This window comes from Pseudomonas fragi (genome assembly GCF_002269505.1).
Lineage (GTDB): Bacteria > Pseudomonadota > Gammaproteobacteria > Pseudomonadales > Pseudomonadaceae > Aquipseudomonas > Aquipseudomonas fragi_D.
This window is the reverse complement of the sequence record NZ_NQKQ01000029.1, coordinates 1-18,355: the sequence shown is the minus strand read 5'-3', so window position 1 is coordinate 18,355 and position 18,355 is coordinate 1. Positions and strand designations below refer to the sequence as shown.

Genomic DNA, 18,355 nt, shown 5'->3' with positions numbered 1-18,355 from the left:
CTGTACTAGCGGTGGGTCGCAATCCAGATCAACAACCCTGCCTGGAACACCGCAAAGGCTACCAGGCAGGTGATGGTGAAGCGCAGGCCCATTTCTTCGCGTTGGTACCTGCCAAGCTTTTCATCTTTTTCCCGCAGTTTTACCTCTTGTTCCTGCAAGTTCTGTTCGGCTTGCTGGAGCATTTGCGCAGTCTCAAGAACGTCGAGGAACTGAAGTTTCTCGCCATTCCAGCTGTCCAGCAACTCGCCCACCTGCACGTCTTCGATCCGTGCCTTGAGAAACTGGGCGTCGGCATACACCACATCAAACCCCTGCACCCGCAAAAAATGATCGCGGCGCAGGCGGCTGTCTTCATTCATGGCATCCCGGCTGGGCAGGTCAATGCCGTCAACGCGGTAGTGCGACCATTTTTTTTGCGCCCACAGCGCTGCCTGTGCCAGCAGAAAGCGGCCGATCCCTCGGTTCAGCGGTTCAACTTGCAAGCCGCGTTCAGGACTGAAGCGCACGCGGTGGGTGGTGTGGTCGACCCACAGGTCAAGCTGGTTCTGTTCGCTGCGCACGCGCTGGCCGGGCAGGGTGATGGTCATGCGCAGCAGGCTTAGCTCTTTGCTGTGGCGTGTGGCGTAGCCGTACTGCACAAAACGCAACGGCCGTGCCCCGGTGCTGCGGTCAGTGGGCAGGGGGGCGAGGCGCAGCATCCGCAAATGCTCGGGCTGCACGTCGGCCCAAGGCAGCGGCGGGGCCTCGGGCACTGCCGGTGCCTCGGGCCCGGCGGGTTGTGAAGGGGTGTCGCTCATAACGGCTCGATCCTGTGCTGGATGTCAGCAAAGCAAAGACGGCCGACACCGGTTTATCGGCCGTTATGTGCAGTACTGTAGGGCTGCCCTGCGTTCACTTTCGTGATAAAGCGCACAGTTCGATCACCCAGTTCGCCCGCCAGGCGCTGATTGGGATCGTTATAGGACTGAACCTGGCGCTTCATGTCCATAGGCACGATGCGCATCACGTGGTTCATGCCGTTGATCAGCGTCAGCACGGCATCGGGCTTGGCAGCCTTGAGCAGGCGGGCATCCTTGACATCGACCTGAATGTCGTGGGTGCCCTGGATGATCATGGCCGGCATTTTCAATGCGCCGAAAGCGGCTGCCGGGTCGTGGCGCAGCAGGCTGATCATATAAGGCTGAACGCTGGGGCGAAATACCACTTGCAGATCCTTGGGCACATTGTCGTCGGTTTTACCGGCTTCCAGGCTGCTGATCAGTTCAAAGCTGCGCTTGAGCTGTGCAGGTGGCAGATGGTTGCGTTGCAACTGCTCGCGCAGCAGCACACCCACCGGGCGGCCCGTACCAGCAATGGAAACCACCCCGGCGGCGCCGATTTGTGGCGCGGCCAGGCTGGCGATCATGGCGCCTTCACTGTGGCCGAGGACAAACACCTTGCCAAAGCGCGGGTCGCTCTTAAGCTTTTCGCCCCAGGCCACGGCGTCGGCCACATACTGATCGAAGTTGAGCTTTTCTTCGTCAGGCCCGGCAGGCTGGCTTTGCGCTATGCCACGCTTGTCGAAACGCACACTGGCGATATTGCTCTGGGCCAGGCGCCAGGCGAGTTTTTTCAGGCTGTCATTACGCCCGCCGATGGGGTTGTTGCCGTCGCGGTCAGTCGGGCCTGAGCCGGCAATAATCAGCACCACGGGTACGGGTTTGTCACTCTTGGGCAAAACCAGCGAGCCATACAGCGTGCCGGAGCCGGTTTCCAGCTCAATGGGCCGTAGCAAGACATTGGAGGGAGGGGCCGCGAGGGCCTGGGAGCCAAAGCCAAACAGGGTCAGTGCTAGTAAGAGTATTCGCAGCATCATAGCGCCATCATTGTGTAATGTGCCGGTTGGACAAACCCGGATGAGTAAGGTTCGAGGATGAACTACAGAGGTAGCCTGCGTATACTGGCGTATTTGGTTATCTGGGATCTGTTCAACATCTGTTGTGCTGCAACAAGACTTGAATTGATCCTGGGCTGAACTTTATCGGCTGATTTTCGCGGAGCGCCCTGCATGTCCGGCAATACCTACGGCAAGCTGTTCACTGTCACCACCGCTGGCGAGAGCCATGGTCCGGCGTTGGTCGCCATTGTTGATGGCTGCCCGCCAGGGCTGGAGCTGTCCCTTGAAGATCTGCAACGTGATCTGGATCGACGCAAGCCTGGCACCAGCCGCCACACCACCCAGCGCCAGGAAGCCGACGAAGTCGAAATCCTCTCCGGGGTGTTTGAAGGTCGCACCACTGGTTGCGCCATCGGCCTGCTGATCCGCAACACCGACCAGAAGTCCAAGGACTATTCGGCAATCAAGGATCTGTTCCGCCCGGCCCACGCCGACTACACCTATCACCACAAATACGGCGAGCGCGATTACCGCGGCGGCGGTCGCAGTTCGGCCCGTGAAACGGCCATGCGTGTGGCCGCCGGTGCCATCGCGAAGAAGTACCTGGCCACCCAGGGCATAGTGATTCGCGGTTATATGAGCCAGCTGGGCCCGATTGAAATCCCGTTCAAGACCTGGGACTCGGTCGAAGAAAACGCCTTTTTCAGCCCTGACCCGGACAAAGTGCCCGAGCTTGAGGCCTACATGGATCAACTGCGCCGCGACCAGGACTCGGTTGGCGCCAAAATCACCGTGGTCGCCGAAGGCGTGATCCCGGGGTTGGGCGAGCCAATATTCGACCGTCTGGACGCCGAGCTGGCCCATGCGCTGATGAGCATCAACGCGGTCAAGGGCATCGAGATCGGGGCCGGTTTTGCCAGTGTTGCCCAGCGCGGCACCGAGCACCGTGACGAGATGACCCCTGAAGGTTTCCTGAGCAACAACGCTGGCGGCATCCTGGGCGGTATTTCGTCGGGTCAGCCGATTGTTGCCCATCTGGCCCTCAAGCCAACATCGAGTATCACCACGCCGGGGCGCTCGATCGACGTGCATGGCAATCCGGTGGACGTGATCACCAAGGGCCGTCATGACCCATGCGTGGGCATTCGTGCCACGCCGATAGCCGAAGCGATGATGGCCATTGTGCTGATGGACCACCTGCTGCGCCACCGTGGTCAGAACGCCGACGTACGCGTCAGCACGCCTGTGCTGGGCCAGTTGTAATGCAGGGATTGTTGAGCGTCACGGTCTGACGGCCGTGGCGACACTTCCTTACTGGCGGTTGTCAGGCTTCTATCTTTTCTATTTCGCCTTGCTGGGTGCGACAGCGCCGTTTCTGGCGCTGTACTTCCATCACCTGGGGTTTTCCAGTGCGCGAATAGGCGAACTGGTGGCCATCCCGATGTTGATGCGCTGCGTGGCGCCCAACCTGTGGGGCTGGCTGGGCGACTACACCGGCCGGCGCCTGCAGATCGTGCGCCTGGGTGCGCTCTGTACCCTGCTCAGCTTTGCCCTGATTTTCGTCAGCCAGAGCTACGCCTGGCTGGCGCTGGTGATGGCGCTGCACGCGTTCTTTTGGCATGCGGTATTGCCGCAGTTTGAAGTCATCACTTTCGCCCATCTGCGTGAGCAACCCGAGCGTTACAGTCAGATTCGCCTGTGGGGTTCTATCGGCTTTATCCTCACCGTGGTGATTCTGGGCCGACTGTTCGAATGGCTGAGCCTGGATATCTACCCGGTAGCGCTGATCGTGATCATGGCCGGCATTGTGTTGTGCAGCCTGTGGGTGCCGAATGCGCAGCCCTCCAGCCTGGGTCGCAGGCTGGTCGAAGGCGGATTCCTCAAGCAGTTGTTCAGCCCCGGAGTGCTGGCGTTTTACGCCTGTGTGGCGCTGATGCAAATGAGCCACGGGCCGTATTACACCTTTCTGACCTTGCATCTGGAGGACCTCGGCTACAGCCGCGGTGTGATCGGTTTGCTCTGGGCGCTTGGGGTGGTCGCTGAAGTCCTGATGTTTCTGGCCATGCGCCGTATCCTGCTGAAATTTTCCGTGCGCCGAGTGTTGATGTTCAGTTTTATCCTCGCCGCCTTGCGCTGGCTGCTGCTGGGGTCGTTTGCCGAACACCTGTGGGTGCTGCTGTTGGCGCAGCTGCTGCACGCCGCCACTTTCGGCAGTTTCCATGCCTCGGCCATGACTTTTGTGCAGCGAAGCTTCGGCCCCGGCCAGCAAGGCCAGGGCCAGGCCCTGTACGCCACCCTGGCCGGTATCGGTGGCGCCGTGGGCGCGCTGTATTCCGGTTACAGCTGGAACACCCTGGGCCCCACTATCACCTTTAGTATGGCGAGCGTCGCAGCGCTGGCCGCAGCCGTTATCATTGCAACCCGACTGCAAGAGGACAGGCCATGAGCCTTACCCGTGAACACCTGAGCCAGGAAATCATTGAAGCCGGGCGCTTTTTATACGCGCGCGGCTGGTCGCCGGCCACCAGCAGCAACTATTCCACCCGGCTTTCGGCCAGCCAGGCGCTGCTGACAGTTTCCGGCAAGCACAAGGGCCAGTTGGGGCCTGATGATGTGCTGGCCACTGATCTTGTGGGCAACAGCCTGGAGCCGGGCAAGAAGCCTTCTGCCGAAACCTTGCTGCACACCCAGCTCTACAGCTGGCGCGCCGGGATCGGTGCGGTACTGCACACTCATTCGGTGAATGCCACGGTGCTGTCACGCCTGACGCCGGGCGACAGCATCGAATTTGAAGACTACGAGCTGCAGAAGGCCTTCAGCGGCGTTTCGACCCATGAGTCGAAGGTGCTGGTGCCGATTTTCGATAACGATCAGGACATCGCGCGTCTGGCGGCCAAGGTCCAGCCATGGCTGCAAGCACACCCGGACTGCGTGGGTTATCTGATTCGCGGGCATGGCCTGTACACCTGGGGGGCGCGCATGAGCGACGCCTTGCGCCAGATCGAAGCGTTCGAGTTTCTGTTTGAATGTGAACTGAAAACCCGCGCAATACTCAATCGTTAACGCTGACTTCACCGTGAAGAAGCTCACCACCTGATTTGCACGGTCTGCCTGAACGGCCTGTAAAAGCCGAAAGCGCGCCGAAGCCGAGGAACCAAGCCCCATGAGCAGCCTGTCCGTTTATCACGTATCGAGCCCGGAATTACCCAACAAGGTTCTGACCCACTTTGATGACATCGCTTCAACACTGGCCGAGCAAGGCGTGCGCTTTGACCGCTGGCAGGCCGCCACGCCGATCAAGCCCGGTGCCAGCCAGGATGAAGTGATTCACGCCTATCGCGACCAGATTGACCGGCTGATGAACGAACGTGGTTATGTCACGGTTGACGTGATCAGCCTCAACAGCGATCACCCGCAAAAAGCCGAATTGCGCGCCAAGTTCCTCGACGAACACCGTCATGGCGAAGATGAAGTGCGTTTTTTCGTCGCCGGTCGTGGCTTGTTTACGCTGCATATTGGCGACTATGTGTATGCCGTGCTCTGCGAAAAGAACGATCTGATCTCGGTGCCAGCCGGTACGCCGCACTGGTTCGATATGGGCGAACATCCACATTTTGTCGCCATCCGCCTGTTCAACAACCCTGAAGGCTGGGTTGCCAGCTTTACCGGCGAAGACATCGCCGACCGCTTCCCGCGCCTCGAAGATTAAGGACGTCCCATGCCGATCAAAGCCATCCTGACCGATATCGAAGGCACCACCAGCGCTGTCAGCTTCGTATTTGACGTGTTGTTTCCGTATGCGGCCAAGCACCTGCCCGGGTTTATCCGCGAGCATGCCGAAGACCCTGAAGTGGCCATGCAGCTGGGTGCAGTGCGCCTGGACAGCGGCGAGCCTGAGGCTGATGTCGAGCGGGTGATCGAAATCTTGCAGCAATGGCTTGCCGAAGATCGCAAGGCTACGCCACTCAAGGCGTTGCAAGGGATGATCTGGAAGCAGGGCTACGAGGCTGGTGAGCTGAAGGGGCATGTCTACCTGGACGCGGTGAAAGCGCTGCAGGCGTGGCACGAGCAGGGTTATGAACTGTATGTCTACTCGTCGGGTTCGATTCAGGCGCAGAAGCTGATTTTTGGTTGTTCCGAAGCCGGCGACCTGACCCCGCTGTTCAGCGGCTATTTCGATACGACCTCAGGCCCCAAGCGCGAGGCGCAATCCTACAGGCACATCATGGAGGCCATCGGTTGCCCGGCTGGCAAGATTCTGTTCCTGTCCGATATCGTCGAAGAGCTTGATGCTGCACAGACAGCGGGCATGCTGACGTGCGGCCTGGCTCGCGACGGTGGTGAGCTTGTGGGGCATAAAACGGTCAGCAGTTTTGCCGATATTGATCCTGCCGGACTGTAAAAGCTTTGGTATACCGCACAGCAAAAAGCCAGCAATCGCTGGCTTTTTTTGTCTCTGGTTTTCAGTTTTTAGCGAGTGTGATAAGTCGGCAGGGCGAAGCGGTGCTGGCTTTGCAACAGCGAAATCGTCGGCAGTTCACTGGCGGTGCCGGCCAGGTCGCGGCGAATGGCGCTGATGGCCCAGGTTAGCTGTTCTGCAGTGTGCAATTGCGCATAGGAAAGTGTGCGTTGGGTTTGCTTGCCATCGCTGTCACACAGCGTCAGCAACACGCCGCCATCCGGGCGGGGTTTTACGTTGACGGTGTAGTTGGAGAACAACGACGCGAATTTTTCCTGGATCATGCTCATGTGTTCAGCTCCATTAGCGCTTGAAGGGCTCGTATGGAGTAGAGGTTGCAGCGATTGTGCCACTATTCAGATTTTAAAAAATATATATAAATCAATCACTTGTGAATTTTTATAATCTGAGATGTCGTGCATTCTGCATGAATGGCCATCGTGCATCCTGCATTTTGCCCAGTGAATTTGAGCTTCCGCCTGGCGATTGATTGTTTCTATGGTCATGTTGAGCAAAAAAGGGATGACACCTTTGCTCTGTCTCAGGAAACTAGGTTTTTTTGTAGCGAAGGTGGAGCCTTACATGTCAGACAACAAGCCAGCAGACCAGAGCCGCCAGATGACCCCGGAAGAGGCCGCCGACTTTGCCGAGCAGGTGTTCAACAAGGCGCGCGATGGCGATGCTGCAATGCTGGCCGCCTTGCTGAGCAAGGGCTTGCCGGCCAATTTGCGCAACCACAAGGGCGATACCCTGTTAATGCTGGCCAGCTATCACGGCCACGTTGAAGCGGTGAAAGTGCTGCTAGAGCACAATGCCGACCCCGAGATCCGCAATGACAACGGCCAGAGCCCAATTGCAGGTGCTGCCTTCAAGGGCGACCTGGAAATGGTCAAGACCCTGGTTGAAGGTGGCGCACAGGTTGAAGGCGCGTCATTTGATGGCCGTACAGCGCTGATGATGGCCGCCATGTTCAATCGTGGCGAAATCATCGATTACCTGATCAGCAAGGGCGCCGATCCAAAAGCCAGGGACGCCAATGGCATCACTGCACTGGATGCCGCCAAGACCATGGGCGCATCCGAAACCGTGGCGCAACTTAAGAAGCTGTTGGGCTGATCACCCTTGAAGGGCGCAATTGATATATCCTGCGCGCCCTTAATTTTCCTTGTGACAGGCCTCGCCCATGAAAACCACTCTCGTTGAACTCATCAGCAAAATCAGCTCTGGGTGCATGGGCGACGACGAAATCGCCTCCATCGCGGACGAGGCGGCTCAAGCCTACGCCGACCAGGCAGCATTTCTGGCTGCCAACCCGGACATCAACTACGACGACAGCTTCCCCATCCCGCTAGGCGAGTGGGTTGTTGTGGGCAGCCTGCCGGAAACGGTGTTGTTCCAGGCGGATACCTGGATGGACCTGTTTGCCCAGATCGTCGCTTCGTTTGGTCCCGATGTCGCCTTCAACATCAAGCCCAAGCAGTTGGCCAAGACCGAGGCGTTGACGGCGCTCAACCGCATCCAGATCCAGATGGGCAGTATGAACCCGGAGAAGGGCGGGTATGTGCTGATGAATCTCAGCCAGCCGCTGGATGACGAGATTCAGGTCGTGCTGGTTTACGGCGAAGACGTCCCGCGCGTGCTTGAGCTGTGTGCCCAGGTCGGCATTGCTGCGGCGCCGTCGCTGGAAGCCCTGAAGGTTGCCGTACACGTCTGAAACCCTGGCTGCTGCAATAAAAAACGGAACCCTGGCCGTGGGTGACTATCCTATGAGCACAAGTACTCACTCGGGAGCGTCATCATGGGTTCAACGTTTAATGGTCTGATCGGTCTGATTATTCTGGCCCTGGATATCTGGGCCATCATCAACGTAATCAAAAGCGGCGCCGGGACGGGCGCTAAAGTGCTTTGGGTGCTGCTGATTCTGTTCCTGCCAGTACTGGGGCTGGTGATTTGGGCCATCGCCGGGCCGAGGGGCAATGTGCGTATTTAAAGCGCTTGCCGGCGGGCAGTCCTGAGAAATCATGGCTGCCCGTTGAGTTTGTCAGCGTCAAGGTTCGACCTGTCATGTTCCTCGACGTAGAATGCGCGCCTTTCTTGGGCAGTTGGACCCGTGTCGCGAGAGCGGTATGAGGTTTGGCTGCCGATCATGGGCGGGTGACCGTCCGTTGCCACCAGCATTCAAGGGGACTACCCATGACCGAATCGCTTAACACCCACTATCTCGAAACCCTTTACGAAGGTTACGGCCAACGCTTTCGCATGGACAAGCTGCTCCATGAAGTGCGCACCGATCACCAGCATCTGGTGATCTTCGAAAACCCGGTCATGGGCCGAGTAATGGCGCTGGACGGCGTGATCCAGACCACCGAGGCGGACGAGTTCATCTACCACGAAATGCTGACCCATGTGCCGATCCTGGCCCACGGTGCGGTCAAGCGCGTGCTGATCATTGGCGGTGGTGATGGCGGCATGTTGCGCGAAGTCACCAAGCACATTGGCATTGAACACATCACCATGGTCGAGATCGACGGCACCGTGGTGGACATGTGCAAAGAGTTCCTGCCCAACCATTCCAAGGGTGCCTACGACGATCCTCGCCTGAACCTGGTGATCGACGACGGCATGCGCTTTGTGGCCACCACTGAAGAAAAATTCGACGTGATCATCTCGGATTCCACCGATCCGATCGGGCCGGGTGAAGTGCTGTTCTCCGAGAATTTCTACCAGGCTTGCCACCGTTGCCTGAACGAAGGCGGCGTACTGGTCACCCAGAACGGCACGCCATTTATGCAGTTGCAGGAAGTGCAGACCACCGCCGGGCGCATGCGCAGCCTGTTCGCGGACTGGCATTTTTATCAGGCGGCAGTGCCAACCTATATCGGCGGCTCGATGACGTTTGCCTGGGGTTCGACGGATGCCAGCTATCGCAAGTTGCCACTTGAAACCCTGCGTCAGCGGTTTGCCGGTAGCGGTATCGTGACCCGCTACTACAATCCGGAAGTTCATATCGGTGCTTTCGCCTTGCCGCAATATGTGTTGCAGGCTATCAACAAGCCAAGCAACGACTGAGTTCTGCGGATACCGAGAAGGGGCCTGACGGCCCTTTCTTGTGTTTCAAGATGTGCTTTGCACGAAATTTTCACGAATGATTTAACACAATTCGCACGCAAAATTTCGGCTTCTAAACTTGCAAACGCCTCTATTCCGGTGTTTGGCGGTTAGTGATGAGCCAAATCCTGCGTAATAAAGAGCGCTGCACCAGTGGAAAACCACGGGTGATCATGCAACATTTGCCCCCCAGTGCGTGACCTCTGCGGATCTGTACCCAGCGTATGGATGCCAAGGGCAGGGCAATGCTCAATAAAGCCACTTCAACTTGAACCAATGGGTCCTAAAACGACATGGCAAACCCGGACGCCCCAAGCCAACAGCACGCTGCCACGCGTGTGTTGCAACCGACCGTCAAATCGCATCTGGCGTTTACGCTGCTGTGTGCCTTGATCATGATGGTGATGTTCACCCTGCTGCGGGTGGCATTGCTGGTTTACAACAAGGAAATGATCCTCGATACCCCGGCCTCGACTTTCCTTGAAGCCTTCGGCAACGGTCTGCGTTTTGACGCGCGGATTGTCGTGTACTTCAGTATTCCCCTGCTGCTGGCACTGCTCAGTGTCAAGGCAATGGCCATGCGCGGTGTATTGCGCTTCTGGCTCACCGCTGCATCCAGCCTGGCGCTGTTTTTGGGCCTGATGGAGATGGACTTCTACCGCGAGTTCCACCAACGCCTCAACGGTCTGGTCTTCCAGTATGTGAAGGAAGACCCGAAAACCGTGATGAGCATGCTCTGGTACGGTTTCCCGGTGGTGCGTTACCTGCTGGCCTGGGCCGGTGGCACCATCATCTTGTACTTCGCCTTCCGTGGTGCAGACCGTGTAACCCGCTCCAGCGTCACCCGGGCGGCTACGGGTGCTTCGCGTGCAGTAGCCCCCTGGTACGGCCGTGCAGCGGTGTTTGTCGTGTTGTTGCTGGTGTGTGTGGTTTTGGCGCGTGGCACCTTGCGTCAAGGTCCTCCACTGCGTTGGGGTGATGCCTACACAACAGACTCCAACTTCGCCAACCAGTTGGGCCTCAACGGCTCTCTGTCGTTGATTGCAGCTGCGAAAAGCCGCTTCGGTGACGATCGCACCAATATCTGGAAGGCCACGCTTGAGCAGCCTGAAGCGACGCAGGCCGTGCGCGACATGCTGCTGACCGAACACGACAAACTGGTCGATGCAGATACCGCTCCTGTACGTCGTGATACCACGCCACCAGAAGAAAAAACCCTGCCGATCAAGAACGTTGTCGTGATCTTGATGGAAAGCTTCGCCGGTCACTCGGTGGGCGCGCTGGGTCGTCCGGGCAATATCACCCCGTACTTCGACGAGTTGTCCAAGCAAGGCTTGCTGTTTGAGCGCTTCTTCTCCAACGGCACCCATACCCATCAGGGCATGTTTGCCACCATGGCGTGTTTCCCGAACCTGCCGGGTTTTGAATACCTGATGCAGACCCCGGAAGGCAGCCACAAGCTGTCCGGCTTGCCGGAACTGCTCAGCGCCCGCAAGTTTGATGACGTATATGTCTATAACGGCGATTTCGCCTGGGACAACCAGTCGGGTTTCTTCAGCAACCAGGGCATGACCACCTTTGTCGGTCGTAACGATTTCGTTGACCCGGTGTTCTCTGATCCTACCTGGGGCGTGTCTGACCAGGACATGTTCAACCGTGGCCTTGAAGAACTGAAAAAGCGTGAAGGCAAAGAGCCTTTCTATGCGCTGCTGCAAACCCTGTCCAACCACACGCCGTATGCCTTGCCTACGCCGTTGCCGGTCGAGCCGGTAACCGATCGCGGTTCGCTCAACGAGCATTTGACCGCGATGCGTTATTCCGACTGGGCGCTGGGCCAGTTCTTCGAAAAAGCGCGTAAAGAACCGTACTTCAAGGAAACCCTGTTTGTGATCGTGGGCGACCACGGTTTCGGTAACGAGCAGCAGATTTCCGAGATGGACCTTGGGCGTTTCAACGTGCCATTGCTGCTGATCGGCCCTGGCATCCAGGAGAAGTTCGGCGCACGCAATGACACCGTGGGCACCCAGGTCGATATCGTGCCAACCATCATGGGCCGTCTGGGCGGTGAGTTCCGCCAGCAATGCTGGGGTCGTGACCTGTTGACCCTGCCGGAAGGTGACAAGGGCAGCGGTGTGATCAAGCCGTCTGGCAGTGATCAGACCGTGGCAATCATCAGCGACGACCATTTGCTGGTGCAACCCAAGGACATGCCGGCCAAGGTATGGCAGTACAAGTTGGGCGCCAACCCTGAAGCCAAGGTAGTAACCGATTCGCCTGAAGCGATCGAGCTAAAGAAAAAGCTTGAATCCTTCCTGCAGACGGCTACCAAAAGCCTGCTGGACAACACCGCAGGTGTGGCTGATCCGAAGTAATCAGCCAGATGAATAAAAAAGAGGCCTCAGGGCCTCTTTTTTATTGCGCGGCTTGCGTCATATCTTGCCGAGCAAAAGCAATATCAACAGTACCACCAGCACTGTGCCAATGATGCCTGAAGGGCCATACCCCCAGCTTTTTGAGTGCGGGAACACAGGCAAGCCACCAACTAACAGCAAAATAAGAACGATCAACAGTATCGTGGTCATGAGCATTTCCTTTTTGTGGTGTTCCGCCAACGTTCAAGTTTTACGCAGTGCCGTTTGTGGAACAGGGTTTGGCAGTGCTTATAAAGTCCGACTGTGCCGGTGGGTAGAAAATTCAACTTTTTTGCCGCCGCAGCTAAAACACGTCGGCCTTGATTGGTCGCAGGCCCGCAGGTAGGGTGGCGCGCTGCCCATCTGGAGACATCACGCATGCTTAATTACGTTTGGTTTTTTTTGGCCGCCCTGTTTGAAATTGCAGGGTGCTACGGGTTCTGGATGTGGCTGCGTCAGGGCAAAAGTGCATGGTGGGCATTGCCTGCGATGGTAAGTCTGGTGCTGTTCGCCCTGCTGTTGACCAAAATTGAAGCTGCTTATGCCGGGCGCGCCTATGCAGCCTATGGCGGGATCTACATTGTGACGTCGATTGCCTGGCTGGCAGTTGTGGAGCGCATCAGGCCTTTGGGGTCGGACTGGATCGGGGTCGGGCTGTGCGTGGTGGGTGCGACCATCATCTTGCTGGGGCCGCGTTTCTCAAACCCGTAAAAAAGACGTTTCCACAGGCCGGATGTAGGAAGTAGCTTGTGCAGCGGTAGGTTGTAGCTGAATTGATCTGTAGGGATTGAAGAGGAAATTCACGCCGTGCAGTCTTTGTGGCGACCAACCTTTCAGGATGAGAGCCATGCAGATTCTGAGTCATGCCATCGGCGAGCGTTTTTCAATCGGGGAAGATATAACCCTGTTTATCATTTCCGTTAGCGGTAACAACGTGCGCCTGGGGATCGAAGCCCCCAGGCATATCAGCGTGCATCGCTCGGAAATTTATGCGCGGATAAAAAACCAGCTGGCCGGGCACTTGACCATCGGGCCTCTGTCCAAGCGTTAGTCAAAGAACTCTTTGGGCACCGCGTGCTTGGGCATCAACTGGCATTGCTGGCTTTCCAGGTCGAAGAAAATAACTGCCTGGCCTTTGCTCAATGCATGGCGAACTCGTAATACACGGGTTTCCTGGGGCGTGTCATCGCCGTTGTCGGTGCCGTCACGGCTCACGAAATCTTCGATAAGGCGGGTGAGGGTGTCGGGTTCAAGCTGGTCGTAAGGGATAAGCATCATGAGATCTCTTGATTAGACGTATCGGGATGGCTGGCGAGGGCGTTAAAGCGCTTTGTCGCGGTTATCCCAATAACGCTGTGCCATCTCCAGGGCTTGCTCCCTGGGCGTGCCCAGTCCGCGCAGGGCCAGGGCCATGGTCGAAAGCAGGGCCAGTTGCGGGTAACTGTCTTGCACCTCGCCCCGCCACAGCGCCTTGAGGTGTTCAGGTTCCAGCGATGCCGGTTTGACATGGCGTTGGGCCGACAGTGCTGGCCACTCTTCATCCCAACTGATGCCTGCCGTGGTGCCATATAAATGGCTTGCACTGTCGGGGTTGATTTCAATTTCGCCGCCATCCCCCTTGACCACGATGCTGGTGTCCCCCAGCAAGCCGCTGGCTTCGCGGTGTACGCTTTGATAGCCCGGATGAAAGATGCTTTGCAAGCCACAGCGTGCACCCAGCGGGTTGAGGATGCGGGCCAGTGAGTGAATCGGCGAGCGCAGGCCCAGGGTGTTGCGCAGATCGATCATGCGCTGCAACTGCGGTGCCCAGTCCTGCAGCGGCATAAATGTCAGATTGCCGGCATCCAGCGCCTGAGTGACGCTTTGCCAGTTGCGGCACAGTGGAATGCGCAGCTCCTCAAGAAGCTGCTCGCTGTACATTCGACCCGCTGTGTGGGCGCCACCGCCATGCATGAAAATACGCACACCGTTCTGTGCCAGGCACTTGGCAGCCAGCAAGTACCAGGGCAAGTGGCGTTTTTTACCTGCGTAAGTTGGCCAGTCGATGTCGACCTTGATCGCGGGAGGAGTCAGACGCGCCCTCATGGCCTCGGTAAAGCCAGCCATTTCCTCGGCACTTTCTTCTTTATGCCGCAGCAACATCAAAAAGGCACCCAATTGGGTGTCTTCAACCTTGTCGTCGAGCAACATGCCCATCGCCTCGCGGGCTTCTTCGCGGGTCAGGTTGCGGGCCCCTCGTTTGCCTTTGCCCAGGATGCGCACAAAGGGCGCAAAAGGGTGTTCGGCCGGAGTTTCAAGCGTCAGCGCAGCGGGAGTGGTCATAGGCAATTGGTCGGCTTGGGCAGGCCCGCCAGCTTGGCGGCAAGTTTGGCTGGGGTGCCATTAAACAGTCGGTTGAGGTGCAGGCTGTTGCCTTTTTCAGGTCCCAGCTTGAGCGCCGTGTACTTGATCAGCGGGCGAGTCGCAGGGGATAGCTCAAATTCTTGATAAAAGCTGCGTAACAACTCGAGGATTTCCCAGTGTTCGGCACTCAGCTCAATGCCTGCCTGCGCCGCCAGAGCCTGGGCAACTTCAGCAGACCAGTCATTGAGGTCGAGCAGGTAACCGTCCTTGTCCAGGCCGATATTCTTGTCGTTGACGGTGAGCACATTCATAGCCAGCTGTTGACCTTGTCATAACGGATCGTCAGTTCGACGAACGCCGGGTAATCCACACAGGTTGCCCATGACGGGCATTCAAGGTGGCGCGCCAGCAAGTCTTCCTCAAGGATAAATACGGTCTGTTCTTCCAGGGATTTGAGAACGCTACCCTGCTGCAGGGCGTACACCGCATCGCCACTTAGCAACAGGGCGTCATCTTTGCCCAGCAGGCGCAGGCAACTGCCCAGGCGAGTGTCGGAAAAAGGTGAATGGCTCAAAACATGTAGAGTCGACATCAGAGAGTGATCACTTGGTCATAACGGTCAATAAGTGCGCGAACGTCTTCGACTGGCAGAGACTGCACATCAGCCACCGCAAGGCCTGCGGGCGAAATGCCGCGCTCGCTCAGGCTGTAGCTGCAGGCGTACACATCATCAACGCCAAACATCGACAACGCCTGGAGGTTGGCTGTGAGGTTCTTCTGCTGGATGGCTGCGCCATTTTGATTGGCCAGCAGTTGAAAAATACCGTCATCCAGAAACAACAGCGCCACCGGCAAATCGAATGCGCCACAGGCCAGCACGATATCCAGCGCTTCTTTCGCCCCGGGGCCGGCCCACGGTGCCTGTCGGCTTATAATCAAAAGAGACTTGGGCATTTCAGGGCCCTCCGAAACAGATCAGTCGATCGGCGGATTGAATGGCATCGTGCAATTGGCCAAGCCCTGACAACTCCCAGGGTGCTTGCAAATTGATGCCCGGGCGCTGATAGCGTGCGGCTTCGTCTTCATTCAGGACCCCACGGCGCAAGGCGGCGGCAATACAGACCACGCCATCGAGTTGATGCTGGCTGACGAACGCGGCCCATTGTTGCGCGATGTCCTGCTCGTCTTGCGGCGTCACAATATTGCTTGAAGCACTGTGCACACCGTCTTGATAGAAGAACAGCCGAACAATCTCATGGCCACCGGCCAGCGCTGCCTGGGCAAAACGCAGGGCACGGCGTGAAGAGGGCGCATGGGCTGCTGAATAAAGGGCAATGGCAAATTTCATGGTGGGCTCTGTCAGCAAAACTGAGGCAATGATAAAGCCAGATGCCCAAAGATGCTTGCTGCAGACAACAAAAAGCCCGCCGAAGCGGGCTTTTGTGTAGTGCTTGTTGATCAGTCGTCGCGGCTCATGATGCCGAAAATTTGCAGCAGGCTGATAAACAGGTTGTAGATCGACACATACAGGCTGATGGTGGCCATGATGTAGTTGCGCTCGCCGCCATGAATGATGGCGCTGGTCTGGAACAGAATGCAGACCGAAGAGAACAGTACAAAACCGGCGCTGATAGCCAGTTGCAGGCCGCTGATCTGGAAGAAGAAGCTTGCCAGCGTAGCGCCCAGCAGAACAAAGAAGCCGGCAGTGATGAAGCCGCCCAGGAAGCTCATGTCCTTGCGGGTGATCAGCACATAGGCAGACAGGCCGCCAAATACCAGTGCGGTCATGGCGAAGGCCGAGCTGACAACCTCAGCGCCGCCTTGCATGCCCAAGTAGCGGTTGAGGATCGGGCCCAGCAGAAAACCCATGAAACCGGTCAGGGCAAAGGCAGAAACCAGGCCCCAAGCTGAGTCGCGCAGCTTGTTGGTCAAGAAGAACAGACCGTAGAACCCGATCAGTACAACGAAAATATTGGGATAGCCGACCCGCAACTGCTGCGAGACATAAGCCATCACACCGCTGAAAGCCAGGGTGAGGGCCAGCAAACCGTACGTGTTGCGCAGGACGCGGCTAACCTCTAGCTGCTCGGCCTGCACGCTGCTATTAACTGCGTAATCCTGTTCGCGCATGGCGATACTCCTGTGGTTTGAAATGTTAAGTAGCAAAGATCATAGCAGAGGCTCTGAAACAAGCGATCAAGAGAGTTTGACAACGTGTTTCATTCAGGTATTATGGCGCCCGAAACAACGTATAGGAGGTGTGGCCGAGTGGTTTAAGGCAACGGTCTTGAAAACCGTCGACTGTAACAGGTCCTAGAGTTCGAATCTCTACGCCTCCGCCATATTGCTACACCGCAGAGCCCGCCTTTTGGCGGGCTTTGTCGTTTCTGGGGGTTGGGGAAGGCCTCTGCTGTCCCTGGGGCTGGGCGTGTTCAGTCTCGGAGAGTCATGGTGCATCCTTAGCAATCGAACAAGAGGATGCATTATGGAAGGACGTCTTCATGGTTCAGCCCGAACAACGCCGCGAATTCGAGCCGAGCTCCAAGCGTAGAAAGAGTCGAATCGCCAGCTTGCGGCCCGTTACAGGCTGAACGTAAAAACCGTCGCCAAATGGCGCTCACGGTCACAACCATGGACTCTCGTATGGGGCCTGCGCTGCCGCGAAGCGCAAAGCTGACATTGGCTGAAGAGGAGATGGTGGTTGAGTTTCGCAGGCGGACCTTGCTGCCTTTGGACGACATGTTGGGACACCTTCACCAGTGTCTTCCCCAGTTAAGTCGCAGCGCCCTGTATCGTTGCCTGGTGCGCCACGGTATCAGCCAGCTACCCAAGTCCACCAACGCGCCCAAACGCGGAAAATTCGCGCCGACTGAAATGGGTTACCTGCATATCGACAGCTCTGAGCTGCGGCTTGAGAGCGGTAAACAACACATGTTCGTTGCCATCGATCGGGTGACCAAGTTCACCTATGTCGCGTTATTCAATGCGGCAACAAAACGCAACGGGGCAATGTTTTTACGTCAGGCTATCGAAGCATTTCCATACCAGATACATACCGTCCTGACTGACAACGGTGCAGCATTTACCGAACAGCCGAGATATCGAAGCGGTGCCACCAACCGCTTTGGGGGACATATCTTTGATCGTGTTTGCTACGAGCACAACATCAAACACCGGCTAACCAAGCCTTACCATCCTTGGACTAACGGCCAAGTTGAGCGAATGAATCGAACGATAAAAGAAGCTACGGTTAAGGCGTTTCATTATCCCGATTTTGATGCGCTGAAAGCCCACGTTTTGGCTTTCGTGATGGCTTACAACTTCGCCAGACACCTTAAGGCATTGCGCTGGAGAACTCCGTTCAAGGTGATCTGTGAGGCCTGGACTGAAAACCCAGACCGTTTCACAATTAATCCTCACCATCTCATTCCTGAACCGTACACCTAGACATGCTTTTCGTCCATATGGTTGGTGCTTTCAAAATTATTTGAAAACATTATGTGTCATATTTTGCAACGCTGCCACAAAGCATAGAACTAAAGTGATTTCATCAAATACCTCCTCGCAAATAGGCTGAGGAGGCGACAGCGTATATAGGCAGCGTTCGATTCCACATCCTTGGAGTTTGTCCGATCGATGACCATTTAACTGAGGCGGTGTAACCCATAAAATTATGCGCGCGTCTACGACTTAGACCTCTACCTCGTCTTCCACCTCATGCTCGAGCTGATGACGTGTCCATTGTTGTTCTATTACAGGGTTTTCCTGGATCTGCTGCTCAATACGAATGGTCTCTCGATACTCGTGTGCTTCCGCTGCCATTGTCCAGAGTGTCTCAACACCAAGGCTTTCAAGCTCCGCTCGAATCTCACTGATCCCAAGACGGAAAAACTCCTTACGCGGATTTACCTTGTTCATCTGGCGACGAAGGAAGTGACGGTGCAGGGTTTTCTCCAAGCTTGGTGCGTCATCACTGAAAATCATCGCATGCACGTCGAACTCGAATGGAACACTTGCATCCCCGAGTTCACGAATACGGTCTTTAGGTTCTAGGCGGCGAGTCATACCAATTTTGAAGACTTGGCGGTCTCAAGGAACAAGTGCAACAGTCAGTTAATTTTTCTGAGCATGCTAATCACGAAACTGGGCATTCCCGCC

Annotated in this window: 24 protein-coding genes, 1 tRNA gene and 1 pseudogene; 14 read left to right on the top strand and 12 right to left on the bottom strand. The window is 56.8% G+C overall.

The genetic code is table 11. The annotated features are described in order from the left end of the window. Positions 1–5: 5 nt before the first annotated feature. Both CJU81_RS20285 and CJU81_RS20280 read right to left on the bottom strand, forming a co-directional pair. Entirely contained in the window at positions 6–797 is a 792-nt protein-coding gene (locus CJU81_RS20285; RefSeq protein ID WP_095037988.1) for a hypothetical protein, read from the bottom strand. 53 nt (positions 798–850) lie between these two features. Further along, the gene (locus tag CJU81_RS20280; RefSeq protein ID WP_095037987.1) at positions 851–1,855 is read right to left on the bottom strand and encodes an alpha/beta hydrolase; all 1,005 of its coding nucleotides are present in this window, start codon (positions 1,853–1,855) and stop codon (positions 851–853) included. Between the two features lie 192 nt (positions 1,856–2,047). Between CJU81_RS20280 and aroC the strand changes: the two genes are divergently transcribed. The 5 genes from aroC (at position 2,048) to mtnC (ending at position 6,278) form a co-directional block, all read left to right on the top strand. Then, positions 2,048–3,139: a chorismate synthase gene (aroC, locus tag CJU81_RS20275; protein WP_019826578.1), complete on the top strand. Its 1,092-nt coding sequence runs from the start codon at positions 2,048–2,050 to the stop codon at positions 3,137–3,139. 34 nt (positions 3,140–3,173) lie between these two features. Continuing rightward, positions 3,174–4,322, top strand: a complete 1,149-nt coding sequence (locus CJU81_RS20270) for an MFS transporter (protein WP_095037986.1) — start codon at positions 3,174–3,176, stop codon at positions 4,320–4,322. Continuing rightward, a complete protein-coding gene (locus tag CJU81_RS20265) occupies positions 4,319–4,939 on the top strand; it encodes a methylthioribulose 1-phosphate dehydratase (RefSeq protein WP_095037985.1) in 621 nt (206 codons plus the stop codon). The genes CJU81_RS20270 and CJU81_RS20265 overlap by 4 nt, the downstream gene beginning before the upstream one ends. 100 nt (positions 4,940–5,039) lie before the next feature. Then, positions 5,040–5,585, top strand: a complete 546-nt coding sequence (locus CJU81_RS20260) for a 1,2-dihydroxy-3-keto-5-methylthiopentene dioxygenase (protein WP_095037984.1) — start codon at positions 5,040–5,042, stop codon at positions 5,583–5,585. Positions 5,586–5,594: 9 nt separating this feature from the next. Further along, positions 5,595–6,278, top strand: coding sequence for an acireductone synthase (gene mtnC / locus CJU81_RS20255; protein ID WP_095037983.1), 684 nt, complete (start codon positions 5,595–5,597; stop codon positions 6,276–6,278). 68 nt (positions 6,279–6,346) lie between these two features. On the opposite strand, the gene CJU81_RS20250 is transcribed toward mtnC, so the two are convergent. After that, on the bottom strand, positions 6,347–6,625 hold the full coding sequence (locus CJU81_RS20250) for a DUF3509 domain-containing protein (protein ID WP_095028665.1): 279 nt from the start codon (positions 6,623–6,625) through the stop codon (positions 6,347–6,349). 292 nt (positions 6,626–6,917) lie between these two features. Here CJU81_RS20250 and CJU81_RS20245 point away from each other — a divergent pair, with 292 nt between their 5' ends. The 5 genes from CJU81_RS20245 (at position 6,918) to CJU81_RS20225 (ending at position 11,815) form a co-directional block, all read left to right on the top strand. Then, positions 6,918–7,451 carry an ankyrin repeat domain-containing protein gene (locus CJU81_RS20245; protein WP_095037982.1) on the top strand — a complete coding sequence of 178 codons (534 nt, stop codon included), beginning with the start codon at positions 6,918–6,920 and terminating at the stop codon, positions 7,449–7,451. 67 nt (positions 7,452–7,518) lie between these two features. Further along, a complete protein-coding gene (locus CJU81_RS20240; protein WP_095037981.1) occupies positions 7,519–8,049 on the top strand; it encodes a hypothetical protein in 531 nt (176 codons plus the stop codon). Between the two features lie 84 nt (positions 8,050–8,133). Further along, entirely contained in the window at positions 8,134–8,325 is a 192-nt protein-coding gene (locus tag CJU81_RS20235; RefSeq protein ID WP_016781476.1) for a PLDc N-terminal domain-containing protein, read from the top strand. 203 nt (positions 8,326–8,528) lie between these two features. Beyond that, positions 8,529–9,404, top strand: coding sequence for a polyamine aminopropyltransferase (gene speE / locus CJU81_RS20230; RefSeq protein ID WP_095037980.1), 876 nt, complete (start codon positions 8,529–8,531; stop codon positions 9,402–9,404). Between the two features lie 332 nt (positions 9,405–9,736). Further along, positions 9,737–11,815 carry an LTA synthase family protein gene (locus CJU81_RS20225; protein ID WP_095037979.1) on the top strand — a complete coding sequence of 693 codons (2,079 nt, stop codon included), beginning with the start codon at positions 9,737–9,739 and terminating at the stop codon, positions 11,813–11,815. 57 nt (positions 11,816–11,872) lie between these two features. Here the strand turns inward: CJU81_RS20225 and CJU81_RS20220 are convergent, their stop codons facing one another. Continuing rightward, a complete protein-coding gene (locus CJU81_RS20220) occupies positions 11,873–12,031 on the bottom strand; it encodes a DUF3309 family protein (protein ID WP_088500097.1) in 159 nt (52 codons plus the stop codon). 201 nt (positions 12,032–12,232) lie between these two features. Here CJU81_RS20220 and CJU81_RS20215 point away from each other — a divergent pair, with 201 nt between their 5' ends. Together CJU81_RS20215 and csrA are read left to right on the top strand one after the other, a co-directional pair. Next, positions 12,233–12,565, top strand: a complete 333-nt coding sequence (locus CJU81_RS20215) for a YnfA family protein (protein WP_095037978.1) — start codon at positions 12,233–12,235, stop codon at positions 12,563–12,565. A 136-nt stretch (positions 12,566–12,701) separates the two neighbouring features. Further along, a complete protein-coding gene (csrA, locus tag CJU81_RS20210) occupies positions 12,702–12,905 on the top strand; it encodes a carbon storage regulator CsrA (protein ID WP_095028659.1) in 204 nt (67 codons plus the stop codon). On the opposite strand, the gene CJU81_RS20205 is transcribed toward csrA, so the two are convergent. The 7 genes from CJU81_RS20205 to CJU81_RS20175 form a co-directional block, all read right to left on the bottom strand. Then, positions 12,902–13,129: a YheU family protein gene (locus tag CJU81_RS20205; RefSeq protein ID WP_016781468.1), complete on the bottom strand. Its 228-nt coding sequence runs from the start codon at positions 13,127–13,129 to the stop codon at positions 12,902–12,904. The two genes, csrA and CJU81_RS20205, sit on opposite strands and share 4 nt — an antisense overlap. A gap of 45 nt (positions 13,130–13,174) precedes the next feature. Beyond that, positions 13,175–14,176 (bottom strand): glycosyl transferase family protein, encoded by a 1,002-nt coding sequence (locus CJU81_RS20200; protein WP_095037977.1) that lies wholly within the window; start codon positions 14,174–14,176, stop codon positions 13,175–13,177. Continuing rightward, positions 14,173–14,508, bottom strand: a complete 336-nt coding sequence (locus tag CJU81_RS20195; RefSeq protein WP_095037976.1) for a TusE/DsrC/DsvC family sulfur relay protein — start codon at positions 14,506–14,508, stop codon at positions 14,173–14,175. The genes CJU81_RS20200 and CJU81_RS20195 overlap by 4 nt, the downstream gene beginning before the upstream one ends. Continuing rightward, a complete protein-coding gene (tusB, locus tag CJU81_RS20190) occupies positions 14,505–14,789 on the bottom strand; it encodes a sulfurtransferase complex subunit TusB (protein ID WP_095037975.1) in 285 nt (94 codons plus the stop codon). The genes CJU81_RS20195 and tusB overlap by 4 nt, the downstream gene beginning before the upstream one ends. Beyond that, positions 14,789–15,151: a sulfurtransferase complex subunit TusC gene (gene tusC / locus CJU81_RS20185; RefSeq protein ID WP_095037974.1), complete on the bottom strand. Its 363-nt coding sequence runs from the start codon at positions 15,149–15,151 to the stop codon at positions 14,789–14,791. The genes tusB and tusC overlap by 1 nt, the downstream gene beginning before the upstream one ends. 1 nt (position 15,152) lies before the next feature. Beyond that, complete coding sequence (tusD, locus tag CJU81_RS20180) at positions 15,153–15,545, bottom strand: sulfurtransferase complex subunit TusD (RefSeq protein WP_016781463.1); 393 nt, start codon at positions 15,543–15,545, stop codon at positions 15,153–15,155. Between the two features lie 110 nt (positions 15,546–15,655). After that, complete coding sequence (locus CJU81_RS20175) at positions 15,656–16,327, bottom strand: Bax inhibitor-1/YccA family protein (protein WP_095002022.1); 672 nt, start codon at positions 16,325–16,327, stop codon at positions 15,656–15,658. 124 nt (positions 16,328–16,451) lie between these two features. Between CJU81_RS20175 and CJU81_RS20170 the strand changes: the two genes are divergently transcribed. Both CJU81_RS20170 and CJU81_RS20165 read left to right on the top strand, forming a co-directional pair. Then, positions 16,452–16,539, top strand: a tRNA-Ser gene (locus CJU81_RS20170). A 143-nt stretch (positions 16,540–16,682) separates the two neighbouring features. Continuing rightward, positions 16,683–17,644: pseudogene (locus CJU81_RS20165) on the top strand (IS481 family transposase). Positions 17,645–17,887: 243 nt separating this feature from the next. On the opposite strand, the gene CJU81_RS20160 reads toward CJU81_RS20165, so the two are convergent. Further along, on the bottom strand, positions 17,888–18,268 hold the full coding sequence (locus CJU81_RS20160) for a GIY-YIG nuclease family protein (protein ID WP_254924900.1): 381 nt from the start codon (positions 18,266–18,268) through the stop codon (positions 17,888–17,890). Positions 18,269–18,355: the final 87 nt, after the last annotated feature.